Source organism: Actinomadura rupiterrae, from assembly GCF_024172125.1.
GTDB classification, from domain to species: domain Bacteria; phylum Actinomycetota; class Actinomycetes; order Streptosporangiales; family Streptosporangiaceae; genus Spirillospora; species Spirillospora rupiterrae.
In genome coordinates, this window is the sequence record NZ_JAMZEA010000001.1 from 352,678 (window position 1) to 366,295 (window position 13,618).

Here is a 13,618-nt window from a genome sequence, read left to right on the forward strand (position 1 = left end):
GGGAGCTGTGGATAACTTCCACGTTTCTGCGTTGGGCCTACACCATCGCTATGCGTTGGGCCTACACCGTCGCTATACGTCGTCGGCTTCCACGCGCATGACGCTCGCGACCTCGCGCACGTCCTCAAGCTCGCGGAGCCGTTCGACCGTCGCGCTGAGCGCCGCGTCCGCGGCCCGGTGCGTCACGACGACGAGCTGGGCGTCCTCGCCCGACCCGCTCTGCCGGACGGCCTGGATCGACACGTCGTGCTTGGCGAACTCCTCCGCCACGGTGGCGAGCACGCCGGAGCGGTCGGCCACGTCCAGCTGGATGTAGTAGCGCGTGCGCGTCTCGCCCATGGGCAGGACGGGCAGCGACGCATAGGTGACCTCTACCGGACCGGGCGTCCCACCGCGCAGGTTGCGCGCGACGGCCACCAGGTCGCCCAGGACGGCGCTCGCGGTAGGCGCGCCTCCTGCGCCCGCGCCGTAGAACATCAGCGATCCCGCCGACTCGGCCTCGACGAACACCGCGTTGTACGCCTCGCGCACGCTCGCGAGCGGGTGCGAGCGCGGGATCATCGCCGGGTAGACGCGGACGGAGACGCCGCGTCCGTTGCGCCCCTCTGCCGCGGGCACGCGTTCGCAGATGGCGAGGAGCTTGACGACCGAGTTCATCTCCTTGGCGCCGGCCACGTCCGCGGCCGAGACCTCGGTAATGCCCTCGCGGTGCACGTCCGCGGCGGTGACCGGCGTGTGGAAGGCGAGCTGCGCCAGGATCGCGGCCTTGGCGGCGGCGTCGAAACCCTCGACATCCGCGGTCGGGTCCGCTTCCGCATAGCCGAGCGCCTGCGCCTCCTCCAGCGCCTCGTTGAACCCGGCGCCGTGCGTGTCCATCTGGTCGAGGATGTAGTTGGTCGTGCCGTTCACGATCCCCAGGACCCGGTGCACGTGGTCGCCCACCAGCGACTCGCGCAGCGGCCGCAGCAGGGGGATCGCCCCCGCCACGGACGCCTCGTAGTACAGGTCGGCGCCGTACTCGCGCGCGGCCGCGAACAGCGTCGCGCCGTCCTCGGCGAGCAGCGCCTTGTTGGCGGTGACGACCGACTTGCCGGTCTTCATCGCCTCCAGCATCAGCGTCCGGGCGGGCTCGATGCCGCCGATCACCTCGATGACGATGTCCACGTCGTCCCGGGTGACCAGGCCCTGCGCGTCGGTGGTGAGCAGCTCGCGCGGCACGCCCTCGCGGACCCGTTCGGGCCTGCGGACGGCGATGCCGGCCAGTTCCAGCGGCACTCCCACGCGCGCCGCGAGGTCGCCCGCCTGCTCGCGCAGCAGCCGCACGACCTCGGTGCCGACGACGCCGCAGCCCAGCAGCGCCACCCGCAGCGGCCCGCCCTGTTTCACGCCTCTACCTCCGCATCCAGCCGGAGCAGGTCGGCGTCGCTCTCGCGCCGCACGACGACCCGCGCCGCGCCGTCCCGCACGGCCACGACGGCGGGCCGGGGGACGTGGTTGTAGTTACTCGCCATCGACCGACAGTACGCACCGGTGGCGGCCACCGCCACCAGGTCGCCCGCGGCCAGGTCGTCCGGCAGCCACAGGTCGCGGACGACGATGTCGCCGCTCTCGCAGTGCTTGCCGACGAGCCTGCTCAGCATGGGCCGGGCCTGCGACTCCCGGCTCGCCAGGACGCAGGTGTACTCGGCCCCGTAGAGGGCGGTGCGAAGGTTGTCGCTCATGCCCCCGTCGACGGATACGTAGGTGCGCAGTCCCTCGACGTCCTTGACCGTGCCGACCTCGTACAGCGTAATGCCGCCGGGACCGGCGATCGCTCGTCCGGGCTCGACAGTGAGCTTCGGCATAGCGAGCCCGTAGGCGCGGCACTCCCGCTGGACGATCTCCCTCAGCGAATCGGCCATCGTCTTCGGATCGATGGGTTCGTCACCATCGGTGTAGGCGATGCCATAGCCGCCGCCCAGATCGAGCTCGGGCAACTCGACTCCGTGCTCGTCCCTAATGGAGACGAGCAGTTCGGCCAACCGGTGCGCGGCGACCTCGAATCCGTCCGGATCGAAGATCTGGCTACCGATGTGGCTGTGCAGGCCGACCAGCTCCAGGCTGTCCTTCAGGTCCAGGACGCGCCGGACGGCCTCCAGCGCCGCCCCGCTGCTCCGCGAGAACCCGAACTTCTGGTCGTCATGGGCGGTCGCGATGAACTCGTGCGTGTGCGCCTCGACGCCCGTCGTCACGCGGATCATCACCTTGGGGCGCTTGCCGAGCTTGTCGGCCAGGTAGGCGAGACGCGCGATCTCCTCGAACGAGTCGATGACGATGTGCCCGACACCGACCTCTACCGCGCGCTCCAGCTCATGCACGGACTTGTTGTTTCCGTGCAAAGTGATGCGCTCCACAGGAAAGTCGGCCGCCAGGGCAATGGCCAGCTCTCCCCCGGTGCACACGTCCAGGCCCAGGCCCTCTTCCTTAAGCCACTTGGCCATCGCCACGCACAGGAACGCCTTGCCCGCGTAGTGGACGCTCCCGTCATGGAACGCGGCCGCGTACTCCCGCGCACGCGCGCGGACGTCGTTCTCGTCGTACACGTACAGGGGCGTGCCGAACTCCTGCGCGAGGTCGCGCACATCGACCCCGCCTACGGTCATCGCGCCCTCGTCCCTGCGCGCGTTCAGCGGCCAGACCTGCTCGTCCAGCGCGTTCAGGTCCGCCGGGGGCGGCAGGGGGTGGTCTTCGGGAAGGACGTCCGCGTGCCGGGGGCCGGCCGGGTGAACTCTGCTCATATCCGCTCTCTAGGGGTTTCGCCGATCATCGTGAGGCCGTTGCGCAAGGCGATGCCCGCCGCCGCCGCGATCGTCACACGGGACGCGTGCACCGCCGAGGGTTTCTCCTCCACCGGCAAAGCCGGACAGCGCTCATAGACCGTGTGATAGGCGTCCGCCAACTGAGCCAGCGCGCGCGCCAGAACGCCCCCGTCCCTCTTGCGGACGGCGCCCTGCGCCCATCCCGGCATCTCCCCCAATGCCTGGATCAGCGCCAACTCGTCCCCTGCGGCCTCGACCGGCCCGCGGCGAACACCGAAATCCCCGGCCCGCCTCTGCACCGCCATAGAGCGCGCAAAGGCGTACCTCACAGAAAACCCTGGATTCTCGAAAACCCGAGGCCGATCACTCAGCCCATATGCCGGAACCCCGGCCACAACCCCATAAGCCGGATCCTCAACGATCGCCTCGGCGATCGCACCGGCCCGCACCCGCAGAACCAAAAACCCGGAATCAACCTCTGCAGCAATCCCACGATGTGAGACGGCCTCCGCCAATACCCCGGCATCAAGCCCCAACCTCAACGCCACCGGGCTGGCATAAACCCCCGCCCCAACGCAGCGCAACGCGACGTCGCCGGGCTCCACACCCGCGACGTCCCGCACGGCGTCCCGAAGCACACCGCTCACCACCGCTGGAGTCACCCTCGCGAGACTATCCGACCACTATGCGGACACTCGTCACGCCCCGGCCGCCAGGCTCCGCACCGTCTGGATCAGCCGATTCGGATCGAACGGCTTGGTGACATAGGCGTCCACGCCGATCTCATGCCCCCGCCGCACGTCGTGCTCCTGCGCCCGCGCAGTGATCATCACGACCCGGATGTGCCGCGTCTCATCGTCCTCGCGCAGCCGCACCGCCGTGACCCACCCGTCCAGCCGCGGCATCATCACGTCCAGCGTGATCACGTCCGGCCGCACGTCCCGCACCTTGTCCAGGCAGTCCTGACCGTCCACCGCCGTGACGACCTCGAACCCCTCCAGTTGCAGGTTCACCGCGATCAGCTGCCGGATCACCTCGTCGTCATCGACGACCAGCACCCTTCCCAGTGGCTCGGTCACCCCACCGAAGCTAGCCGACCCGCGATCCCCCCGCACCCCGAACAACCAGGTGCGCACCACACCCCCAACCCTGGTAGTGTTTCTCTCGCGCCAAGCAAGACCAGGCGCAACGCCCCCTTAGCTCAGGGGATAGAGCAACGGCCTCCGGAGCCGTGTGCGCAGGTTCGAATCCTGCAGGGGGCACCACACGCATCCGCACACGATCACCATTATCGTGTGCGGATTTTGCGTTATTTATGGCATTTTCGGCCGCTTTCCGCTGCCCTTCCAGCAGCCCAGAGGCAATGGTCACCCGGCAGTGAACCTTACGGGCGGCGTGGTCCACCCTCATCTCCAGCCGGAACACCTCGAACAGCCTGCGCAGCAGGGGTTCTGGGATCTGGGCGAGGTCGATCTGGCCGACAGGCAGGCCGTCGAGCAGGTCGGCGCATTGCCGCGCGGGCTGCGCAGTCTCCATTTCGGCCAGCCGCGCCTGCTTCTCCTTGCGTTCGAGGTTCAGGGCCGCGGCGCGAGCGCTGACGTCCCGCGTGAACTCCGGGTCCGGAGTTTCCAGATGTTCAAGACTCGCGAGCAACGCCGTCCGGCGTCGAGCAAGGGCATCAATCGCCCGATGGGTGGCTGCGATTTTCTCTTCGTGGTCCTTGGCTTTCTGTTCTTGGGCATACATCGCAATGCGCGACAGCCGGTCGCGGCGCGTCGCCCCGAAGACCTCGTCATTGAAGAACCGGCTGATCGCCTTGACCAGCTCATCCTCGCGGATCCAGTAACTGGCAGGGTGGCCCTCGGGGACGTAGCCCTTGGGCGGCTTGCAGACGTAGTAGGGCGTGCCGACGCGGTTGGTCTTGCCGAACAGCCGTCGTCCGCAGTGGACGCACACCAGAAACGACCGCAGGACATAGGTGCGCTTCGTCTGCTCACACGCCTTGTTCAGCCCACTCCCGCTACGGGACCCTTCCCGATGTCTGGCGACCTCCTGCGCCGCCTTGAACGTTTCGACCGAGACCAGCGGCTCGTGGGTGGGAGCAGAGGACCAGACCCACGCCTCCGGCGGGTTGGGCTTGCCACCATCGCTCTTGGTCGCACGCCGGTTCCACACCATGTATCCGGTGTGCTTGGGGTTGGTGAGGATCTCGCGGACGGACGAGTGCGTCCAGCGTCCCACTGCGCGAGACGGGTCTACAGGCTGGGGTGGCGGATACCTGGTCAGATCCTCGTTCAGGCGGTCGGTGATGGCCTGGTAACCGAGACGCTCCTCGACGCGCCAAGTGAAGATCATGGTGACCACCGGGCCGCGTACCGGATCAGGACTCAGGAGATGCTTGGATGCGCCCTCCGCCCGGCGTGCAGGTACCGGGTGCGGGACCTTCTTGGCCAGGTAGCCGTATGGTGGCTTGCCGATGTTGAAGCCCTGCTCGGTGTGGGTCTCGAAGCCACCCCAGGATTTCTCGAGGAGTTCGAGAACGTACCACTCGGCGACACCCTGCTTGACGCGGCGGGTGAGGATCTGCGACGCGCGTTTGCCATCGAGGTTGATCGGTTCGTCCGCTGCAAGGAGCAGAACGCCGGCCTCTTCGAGCTGGTTCTCGATCAAGGTACCGGTGTAGGTGCGGCGAGCAATGCGGTCGATCGACTCGCAGATCACCACGTCGAAGCACCGGTCCGCGCGCTTGGCCTCAGCAAGCAGGTCCTGGATGCCGCCCTCGCGTGGAACTGGGATGGCGAAGCGCTCGTGCCCACGCCCCCGGCCACGGCTGGCCAGGTCCTTGCGGCCTGATTCGATGTCATAGAAGTGGGCCGCGATCACAGCGTGCTCCGGCAGCGCAGAACGGCAGTTGTTGAGCTGACGTGGAATCGACAGCGTTGGATCTTGCTGTTCCTCGGTCGAGACTCGTCCGGCGAACGCCACACGCAGCGGCCCCGGCGGCCGCTGCACTCCGCCGGGGCCAGTCAGTCTTGCTCGCCGCGCTCCTCGGCTCCCCGATCGGAGCAGGTGGGCTGGGATAGGGGCCTGCCGTTGGCCATGAGCCATCGCAACGTCTCCTCAATTGCGTGTGCTTGGAGGTCCATCAGGTGCTTCGAGCTGTGCGCGTTGGCCGGGAGGATCGTCCACATCGACGCGAAACGAGCAGTGCGTTCGCGGAGGTCCCCCTCCCTTGCTGCTGTGGCGGCTGACGTCTTGTCGGCCCGGGTCATCGCGCCGCCAGCCGGTCGGTGACGGCCACCCGCCGTCGCCCCGTCCGTTGGCGGTGATCACCGGCCGTCCAACGGCCGGACCAGCATTGACGCTCATCTCGACAGCCAAGATCCAGTTCCCGCGTATCCGTGACGGGCGGGCCGGAAGCCGGGATTCGCGACGCCCGCACATCCGCTGTCGACGGATGGAATATACTCATCGCCCCTTCTCCTTTTAACTCTGTCGAGCGCCGAGCGAACCCGACAGACTGCTCATAAACCTCGATTGCCCACGCGAGACAAGTCGAGAATCGCCACACTTCTTAAAGCCCGACGCCAAGCCCGATTCCCGCCCGGAGACTTCAAAGGTCCGTCAAGTTTCCTCTTGCGGCGCTGATCTGGCGGCAGACGCGTTGGGAGTTGCCGAGGGGCACCCCTTGTCCAGGTCGACGGCGGTCGCGCCGCAGCGTCGCACTGACGCCCGAATAACGGACAGCCAGAACGTGAACGGCCGGGAAGCCGACCGGTGGACCACAGCCAGCCCACTGAATCGAGCCGCGCCCTACTGAAGTCGTCCCCTAGAGACGAGTCGGGGGCAGTTCCAGCCCTCCGACTTGCGCCGTGACCTGCACAAACTACCGACTGAGGGCCGCCTCTTCTTGACGAGACCACAGAAACGGACACAGAAACGGACATAGAGAAGACCGCCAAAAATTAGGTTCCGATCAGTTGGTTTGCCCAGATTTGCCGCACACTCTCCAAAGAGTCACCAAGATCCCTGTCGGCTCGGGCATCTTTCGTTAGCCTGAACCTCCTAGATGCCAGGTAGGGGTATGTCTGGAAGAGCACTGGCCCATCAAGCAGGGTCCCTACCTGCGGGGATGACGAGGGTGAGGAGGGGTGCTCATAGACAGCCCCCCGACTTCGCCCCCAATCGACCCTCAAATACAGCCCCCAATTGTCGATTGAACATAAAGGGCGTGTTCCCAAGCGCCCGAACCTCGCAGTGGTGGAATTTTTATTAGGGCCACCCAATATGCCGCTGCGGTCACCCGAGAGATCGAGGGCCCTGCCCACCGTTGGGCAGACAGGACCCTCGATGCGACTCCCCTATGCTGGGTCAGGGGACCAGCCTGATAGCTCCAGGCTGGTCCTCCCTATGAGGTCAGCTGCAGGCCGAGGCCAGGCGGGGCCTCAAGAGGCTGGTCCAGGTCGATGTCCGCCCAGACCGTGTGGCCAAGGGTGCGGCTGCCGTGGATGCCGAGCGAGATCGCAAGCTGCGACAAAGCGTACAGACCGCGCCCGCCCTCGCTCAGTTCCTCGAGGTCCTGCCGGACGGCCGGGACGCCGCCGCCTCCGATGTCGGTGACGGCCACGTAGGCCGGGTCGTCGTAGACCAGCTCCACGCCGAACCAGCCGCCCTCATCGCGGGAGCGCGTGTGCCGCAGGGTGTTGGCGGCGAGTTCCGCAACGGCGAACTCAACCACCTCCGCGCAGGCGGCCCCGGCGAACAGCGTGCGTGCGAAGCGCCGTGCGGCCGTCACCTGATCGGCATTGCCGGAGAAGGTGCGCCGCCAGCGCATCTCCTCGGCGGACCACAGCCACTCGGCCGCCCACCCCGACGACCACTTCTTCCTTCCCATCCACCTTCTCCTTTCGCTGTGCCGCTGGCAGTATCCGCGTGGGTGCGGAATGTAACGGCAATTGGCCATAGCAATGCACCGCTCGATTCCCGAGGTCAAGTCCGAGCGGATTGATACTTGCGGTGATTCACCTCAGATGCGGCCTCGCCGGCCCTTGATGGTCGGAAAGCTGAACCCGAGGGACAGCAGCCCACCCGTCCTTAGCGTCCATAGGCTCAGACCGTCTTCCTTGGCGCTCTGGTGCCTTCGTTCCCTGCGGTACGTGATCCGGCTTTGGGCCAGGGCCATCCGTCCGCGTGGACCACCGCGTCGCGTAGCTCCCGCGGGCTGATCGCCTCCAGCAGACGGGATCCGCCGCCTACCCGGACCATCGCCCACCACGATCGTGTATGCGCTCCGTACCAAGCCGCCTCGACGCATCCGAACTCCGTCCGTATCGCCCGCGCGACCGGCTCGGCGTCCAGGATGGCCGGAAGCTTCGGCTGAGCGCTCACGACGGCCCCGGCCCCGACGCATCGGGGGTCTTCAGCGCCAATACCCGAGCGATGGCATCCGCCGCCCGCGCCGACTCGACTACAGGGCACAACGGCTCCAGTTCCACCGGATCCTCGCGCGACGGCCCGGACCAAGCCCAGAACCACCACAGCACGCCGCCCGGCCGCCTCGGACGGCACCACACTTCCTGGTTCAGCCCAGCTGACACCCGTGCGCTATCCGGATCGGGCACCGCAGTAGAAGTTCGTGCCCACACCGCACCGTGCCCTCGCACTTTTGCGACGATGCCCCGCGCGGCCAACTCCGTCACCAGTGCTCGCGCTGCCGGGGCCCACGCCGATGCTTCACTCTCGGAAAGGTTCAGCTCATTCACCGCGTGCCCCTTCCACACCGGGAAGCCGCAGCGGCTCACGCCAGCGAACCGGTGCCGGAGACTCCCCACGCTTGGCCGTCTTGGTCCAGCGGGCACTGGCTGTAGGGCAGGTGCCGATTCCGAGCAGTGCGGACAGCAGGATCTGGAGGGCGGCGCCGCCAACTTCGACGGTCATGTTCGCCTCAACTCCATTCCGTTTGGGCGCCTTACGCCTCGTCATCGCCATGGATACGCAGGCAGTTTTTCGGTCACCGACAGCGAACACCTGCGGAACAGGGCTGTCAGGAGGAAACTGGAGGAGGTGGCAGGAGGACCCGCAGGTACCGGCGTTTGAGGACTCCGCGAATGAGCGAAGATGGCGTCAAGCCCGGATGGGCCAGAGAGATCCGCGAACGGCGGCTACGGCAGTGCTGGTCCCAGAACGATCTCGCCCGTGAGCTGGAGGAGGCCGCGGACGGCAGAACCAGGTCACAGCTCCCGGCGCGTAGTTCGATCATTCGTGAGATCCGCTTCCACGAATCGGGAAGACACCAACCAGGACCGGTTTACGCCGAGCTGTACCGACGAGTCTGGGAACGCCGTCTCACACCACCGCAGGAGACCCCGGACGGTGAGCTGCCCGGCGAGCACCTCGCCCTGGCCTGGGCCGTTGGGAGGCTGAACCAGCGCATGGAACGCCGGACGCTCTTGCAGTTGGCCACCACGACCGCAGTCGGGGCCGCCCTCGATCCCATGCAGCGGCTGGTGAAGGCGTTGTCAGGGCTACACCGCCCCGACGACACGACGATCTCCCACCTTGAGGATCGGACCCGAGGCTTCCACCGGCTCGAAGAGCACTACCCCGCCAAGGCGCTCTACCCGTCGCTCCTGGTCCACCTCAACGAGATCAGCTCCCTGCTCGAAAGCGGACTTCCCGAGCGCCAGCGGCGGCGCCTTGCGGTCAGTGCCGGCGAGAGCGCCATCCTTGCGGCCTGGTTCGCCTGGGAGTTGAAGGACCCTCGTCAGGCAGCCGCCGGCGCCCAGCTCGCAAACCTCGCCGCGCGCCAGACCGGAGATGACGCGGTGGCGGCCTGCATGACCGGCTACCGCACCTACATGACCGGCGGGAAAGGCGACCGCAGCGCCCGCCTGGCCTGCAACGCCCTAGAACGCCTCGGCGACGCCGACCCGGCGACCCGGGCTTGGCTCCTTGCGCGGCACGCCGAGGAGACCTCACTGCTCGGCGACCGCGATGCCGCCCTGCGTTCGATCCGCGAGGCCGAAGACGTCTACCAGGCTGCCGACCCCAACGTCCGGCCGTGGACGTTCTTCCTCGATCCGGCCCGCTTCGCCTCGATGAGCCTGACCGTCTACTCGCGGCTGCGCCGCGAAGACGACACGATCAAGGCGATGGACGACATCAGCGTCCACCTCGGCCCAGCAACCGAAGTGAAGAAACTCTGCGTCGTAGATGCCGAGCTCGCGCTCGGCCGCTACCGCTTGGGCGATGTGGGCGAGGCGGTCAACTTCGCCCGCTCAGCCCTGACCGCGACCACTGCGATGGGCGCCCCCCTGGGCTGGGAACGGCTCGATCACGTCGCCGCCGAGCTCACCCCTTCCCGGGCCAGGACGGCCCGGGAGTTCCGCGACGAGTACGCGGCGGTCAGGCCGAAGGCTGCTCAGCCGTCTGTTCTTTGATCCAGCTCAAGTAGTCCGACAGGCCGCCCTCGATCGGCACGGCCACGATCTCGGGAACGTCGTAGGAGTGTGTTTCCTTGACGACCTTGACCAGGTCGTCGAGCCGCTCCTTGGTGGTCTTCATGAGGATCAGGTACTCCTCGTCGTGCTGGACCTTGCCTTCCCACCAGTAGGTGGACGCGATAGGACCACTGATCTGGCCGCAGGCCGCCACCCGCCCCTCAACGGCCGTCTTGACGATCTTCTCTGCCTCGTCACGGGTGCCAGCGGTCACGTGAACCTCAAGCGGAAGGGTCATGCCTCCGAGAGTACGCCGCCAGCAACCTCCGAAACGATCACCTCCTCCCGTCTCCTCTAGGCGTGCCACCGGCTTCGGAATTCACTGGGCGTCGTTGCTCGTGCACCGTTGCAGAACGAACCAGGCATGACCTTCCTCGGTACGCCGCAGATCCCCGCCCAGCCGGGAAGTGTCCTCGAAGGCGGAAGCATGCCCTCCCCCCTCCGGCCACCACTTCGCCGTCGGCGGGGGCTGCTACGTGCGTGACCACCTACTGGAGGGGTCGGCGTCCGACCGGCGCGTCACGGACATGCGGGTTAGGGGATGGCGTACGTGTTCGTCACCACCGCGACGCACCCGGCGTCGTGGGCGTGTGGGGTGCAGCCGTGCGTCTGGCTCCCGGCAGGGGGCACCCAAACAATTCCGTACACGATAACCATCGTGTACGGTTTTTGCTTTTTCACGGCATTCCCCGCCGGGCGGGGTCGTCCGGTCGCCTTACCAGCCAACGCCGCGGTCCATTCAGGAAATGGCAGATCCCGGCGGTCCGAGGCGAAGCTGGGCTCGTCCGCCCGGTACCTGAAGGGCCCGCTCACGCGGCCGATGGCGACGTGGCCGGGGCGCTTCCGCAGCGGTATCACCATTGATCATTCTTCCGCCTGTGGGGCGGGGAACCGCAGGCTCCAGTCTGGGGGCACGGGCCCGGCGCCTGGTGGTGGCACCGGGCCCGTGAGGTTATGGAGTCCTGGTGTAGGTGCGGAAGTGCATGGTGTGGGTGGCTCGGCCTTGGGTGAGGGTGCGGAGGGTGGCTACGTAGCCGAACATTTCGGCTAGGGGGACGTCGGCTTCGATGGTTCGGGCTCCTCGGTGGTCGGTCATGGTGCGGATGCGGGCACGGCGGCCGGACAGGTCGCCGAGGACGTCGCCCGTGTAGGGCTCGGGGGTGGTGATCTCTACGGCCATGACGGGTTCGAGGAGGGCCGGGGCGGCCTTGCGGGCGGCTTCGCGGAAGGCCCTGGAGGCGGCGGTCCGGAAGGCCAGTTCGGACGAGTCGGTCGAGTGGAAGTCGCCGTCCAGGAGGGTGATGCGGACGGCGGTCATCTCGTGGCCTTCCAGGACGCCGGTTTTCATGGCTTCCTGACAGCCCGCGTCGACCGCCGGGATGAACTCCTTGGGGATGCGGCCGCCCGTTACGCGGTTGACGAATTCATAGGTTTCTTCTCCGTTCGTGAGCGGCTCCAGGGACAGTTGGACTTTGGCGTACTGGCCCTTGCCGCCTGTTTGCTTCTTCCAGGTGTATTCGGTTTTTCCGGACGGGCGGGTGATGGTCTCGCGATAGGCGACCCGGGGGTTGCCGAGCGTGGTGCCGACGTTGAAGTCGTCCTGGAGGCGGGTGGTCTGGACTTCGAGGTGCAGCTCGCCCATGCCTCCGATCAGGGTCTGGCCGGTGCGCGGGTCGGTGCGGACGCGGAAGGACGGGTCCTCCTGGGCCAGCACGCGCAGGGCGGTGGACAGTTTCTCCTGGTCGGCGGTGGTCTTGGGTTCGATGGCCAGCTCCAGGACGGGTGCCGGGAACTCGATCGGGGCCAGCTCGATCGGGTGCTCCGGATCGCACAGGGTGTCGCCGGTCGTCGTCTCGCGCAGGCCGCGGACGGCGACGATGTCACCGGCTCCGGCTTCGTCCACCTCCTCGCGGCGGTCCGCGCGGATGCGGAAGATCTGGGCGACGCGCTCGCGGCGTCCGCGCCGGGGGTTCAGCACGGACGTGCCGCGGGCGAGGCGGCCCGAGTAGACGCGGACGAGGACCAGCGCGCCGGCGTGCGGGTCGGTCGTGACCTTGAACGCCAGGGCGCTGAGCGGCTCGTCCGGGCTTCCGGAGGGGGACGGCAGGTAGCGGACGACGGCGTCCAGCAGCGGTTGCACGCCCTTGTTCTTGAACGCGCTCCCGCACAGGACGGGCGTTGCCGCGTTCGCCAGGGTCAGGCGCCTGATCGCCGCGTGGACGTCGGCTTCAGACGGTTCGCCATCCACATAGAGCGCCATGAACGTGTCGTCGTGTTCGGCCAGCGTTTCCAGCAGGCGGGCGCGCCAGTGCGCCGCCTCGTGCGCGTGCGCGGACGGGACGTCGGTGAGCGAGTAGGCGTCGCCGGGCTCGGTGTCCTCGGGCCAGACCAGCGCCCGCATCGTGACCAGGTCGATCACGCCGCGCAGGTCCGGGCCCGAGCCGAGCGGTAGCTGGACGGGTAGCGGGACCGCGCCGAGGCGATCGGCGATCATGGCTACGCAGCGGGCGAGGTCGGCGCCGGGGCGGTCGAGCTTGTTGACGAAGCAGACGCGCGGGACGCCGTACCGGTCGGCCTGCCGCCACACCGTCTCCGACTGCGGCTCGACGCCGGCGACGCCGTCGAACACGGCGACCGCGCCGTCCAGGACGCGCAGGCAGCGCTCGACCTCGACGGTGAAGTCGACGTGGCCGGGCGTGTCGATGAGGTTGACCGTGTACGGGACGCCGTCCAGCGTCCACTGGCACGTGACGGCGGCCGAGGCGATGGTGATCCCGCGGTCGCGCTCCTGTTTCAGGAAATCGGTGACCGCAGCGCCGTCGTGCACTTCTCCGATGCGGTGGGAGACGCCCGTGTAGAAAAGGACGCGTTCGGTGGTCGTGGTCTTGCCCGCGTCGATGTGGGCCATGACCCCGATGTTCCTGACAGTGGACTGGTGACGGGTCTGGGTACGCATGGGGAAACGGCCCTCCTTACTCGATCGACTGTTTCGGGCCGCCGTGACAGTAGCCTTTTCGATCGAGTTGAAGCGAAGGGTTTTTCCCTATCTGCGCTTTCCATGTCGCCGTTTTATGGCAGGCGGACGGGACCCTTCCCACCAGGGCGGAGGCGGGGGGCCGAAATAGCGGACGGGAGGCTGGTCAGGGTGCAGGCCGAGGCGGCGGAGGGCGTCCGCGCTCAGGTTGATTCCGTACCAGCCGTGCCAGCGGCCGCCGTCGTCCGGGCCGCACATGAGGTCGATGCGAATCTCGCGTTCACCGAACGGGACGCAGTGGACCCCGCGCTCGCGCAGTCAAGCGTGGACGGCCGTCATCGGGTGCG

9 protein-coding genes, 1 tRNA gene and 1 pseudogene are annotated in these 13,618 nt (G+C 67.5%); 2 read left to right on the forward strand and 9 right to left on the reverse strand.

Going from position 1 to position 13,618, the window contains the following annotated elements; translation table 11 throughout:
* Nucleotides 1–72: 72 nt before the first annotated feature.
* The 4 genes from FHU30_RS01710 to FHU30_RS01725 are packed head-to-tail and all read right to left on the reverse strand — an operon-like array spanning nucleotide 73 to nucleotide 3,856.
* Nucleotides 73–1,362, reverse strand: a complete 1,290-nt coding sequence (locus FHU30_RS01710; RefSeq protein ID WP_253871856.1) for a homoserine dehydrogenase — start codon at nucleotides 1,360–1,362, stop codon at nucleotides 73–75.
* Nucleotides 1,363–1,382: 20 nt separating this feature from the next.
* On the reverse strand, nucleotides 1,383–2,777 hold the full coding sequence (gene lysA / locus FHU30_RS01715; protein WP_253870602.1) for a diaminopimelate decarboxylase: 1,395 nt from the start codon (nucleotides 2,775–2,777) through the stop codon (nucleotides 1,383–1,385).
* Nucleotides 2,774–3,460 carry a DALR anticodon-binding domain-containing protein gene (locus tag FHU30_RS01720; RefSeq protein ID WP_253870604.1) on the reverse strand — a complete coding sequence of 229 codons (687 nt, stop codon included), beginning with the start codon at nucleotides 3,458–3,460 and terminating at the stop codon, nucleotides 2,774–2,776. The genes lysA and FHU30_RS01720 overlap by 4 nt, the downstream gene beginning before the upstream one ends.
* A 36-nt stretch (nucleotides 3,461–3,496) precedes the next feature.
* A complete protein-coding gene (locus tag FHU30_RS01725; protein ID WP_253871858.1) occupies nucleotides 3,497–3,856 on the reverse strand; it encodes a response regulator transcription factor in 360 nt (119 codons plus the stop codon).
* A 132-nt stretch (nucleotides 3,857–3,988) separates the two neighbouring features.
* Here FHU30_RS01725 and FHU30_RS01730 point away from each other — a divergent pair.
* Nucleotides 3,989–4,063, forward strand: a tRNA-Arg gene (locus tag FHU30_RS01730).
* Nucleotides 4,064–4,661: 598 nt separating this feature from the next.
* Here FHU30_RS01730 and FHU30_RS47555 read toward each other — a convergent pair.
* The 3 genes and pseudogenes from FHU30_RS47555 to FHU30_RS01745 all read right to left on the reverse strand — a co-directional run.
* Nucleotides 4,662–5,906, reverse strand: a pseudogene (locus tag FHU30_RS47555) (recombinase family protein); the annotation flags it as partial.
* Nucleotides 5,907–7,206: 1,300 nt separating this feature from the next.
* Nucleotides 7,207–7,692: an ATP-binding protein gene (locus tag FHU30_RS01740; RefSeq protein ID WP_253870608.1), complete on the reverse strand. Its 486-nt coding sequence runs from the start codon at nucleotides 7,690–7,692 to the stop codon at nucleotides 7,207–7,209.
* Nucleotides 7,693–8,552: 860 nt separating this feature from the next.
* Nucleotides 8,553–8,735, reverse strand: coding sequence for a hypothetical protein (locus tag FHU30_RS01745; protein WP_253870610.1), 183 nt, complete (start codon nucleotides 8,733–8,735; stop codon nucleotides 8,553–8,555).
* A 170-nt stretch (nucleotides 8,736–8,905) separates the two neighbouring features.
* Here FHU30_RS01745 and FHU30_RS01750 point away from each other — a divergent pair, with 170 nt between their 5' ends.
* Nucleotides 8,906–10,237: an NsdA family TPR-like regulatory protein gene (locus FHU30_RS01750; RefSeq protein ID WP_253870612.1), complete on the forward strand. Its 1,332-nt coding sequence runs from the start codon at nucleotides 8,906–8,908 to the stop codon at nucleotides 10,235–10,237.
* On the opposite strand, the gene cutA is transcribed toward FHU30_RS01750, so the two are convergent.
* Both cutA and fusA read right to left on the reverse strand, forming a co-directional pair.
* On the reverse strand, nucleotides 10,203–10,535 hold the full coding sequence (cutA, locus tag FHU30_RS01755; RefSeq protein WP_253870614.1) for a divalent-cation tolerance protein CutA: 333 nt from the start codon (nucleotides 10,533–10,535) through the stop codon (nucleotides 10,203–10,205). The two genes, FHU30_RS01750 and cutA, sit on opposite strands and share 35 nt — an antisense overlap.
* Nucleotides 10,536–11,249: 714 nt before the next feature.
* Nucleotides 11,250–13,253, reverse strand: coding sequence for an elongation factor G (gene fusA, locus FHU30_RS01760; protein ID WP_253870616.1), 2,004 nt, complete (start codon nucleotides 13,251–13,253; stop codon nucleotides 11,250–11,252).
* Between the last annotated feature and the right edge of the window lie 365 nt (nucleotides 13,254–13,618).

Coding starts and splice junctions, on each gene's coding strand:
- fusA (WP_253870616.1), bottom strand. CDS start 13,253: ATGCGTACCCAGACCCGTCACCAGTCCACTGTCAGGAACATCGGGGTC.
- FHU30_RS01740 (WP_253870608.1), bottom strand. CDS start 7,692: ATGGGAAGGAAGAAGTGGTCGTCGGGGTGGGCGGCCGAGTGGCTGTGG.
- FHU30_RS01750 (WP_253870612.1), top strand. CDS start 8,906: ATGAGCGAAGATGGCGTCAAGCCCGGATGGGCCAGAGAGATCCGCGAA.
- FHU30_RS01745 (WP_253870610.1), bottom strand. CDS start 8,735: ATGACCGTCGAAGTTGGCGGCGCCGCCCTCCAGATCCTGCTGTCCGCA.
- cutA (WP_253870614.1), bottom strand. CDS start 10,535: ATGACCCTTCCGCTTGAGGTTCACGTGACCGCTGGCACCCGTGACGAG.
- lysA (WP_253870602.1), bottom strand. CDS start 2,777: ATGAGCAGAGTTCACCCGGCCGGCCCCCGGCACGCGGACGTCCTTCCC.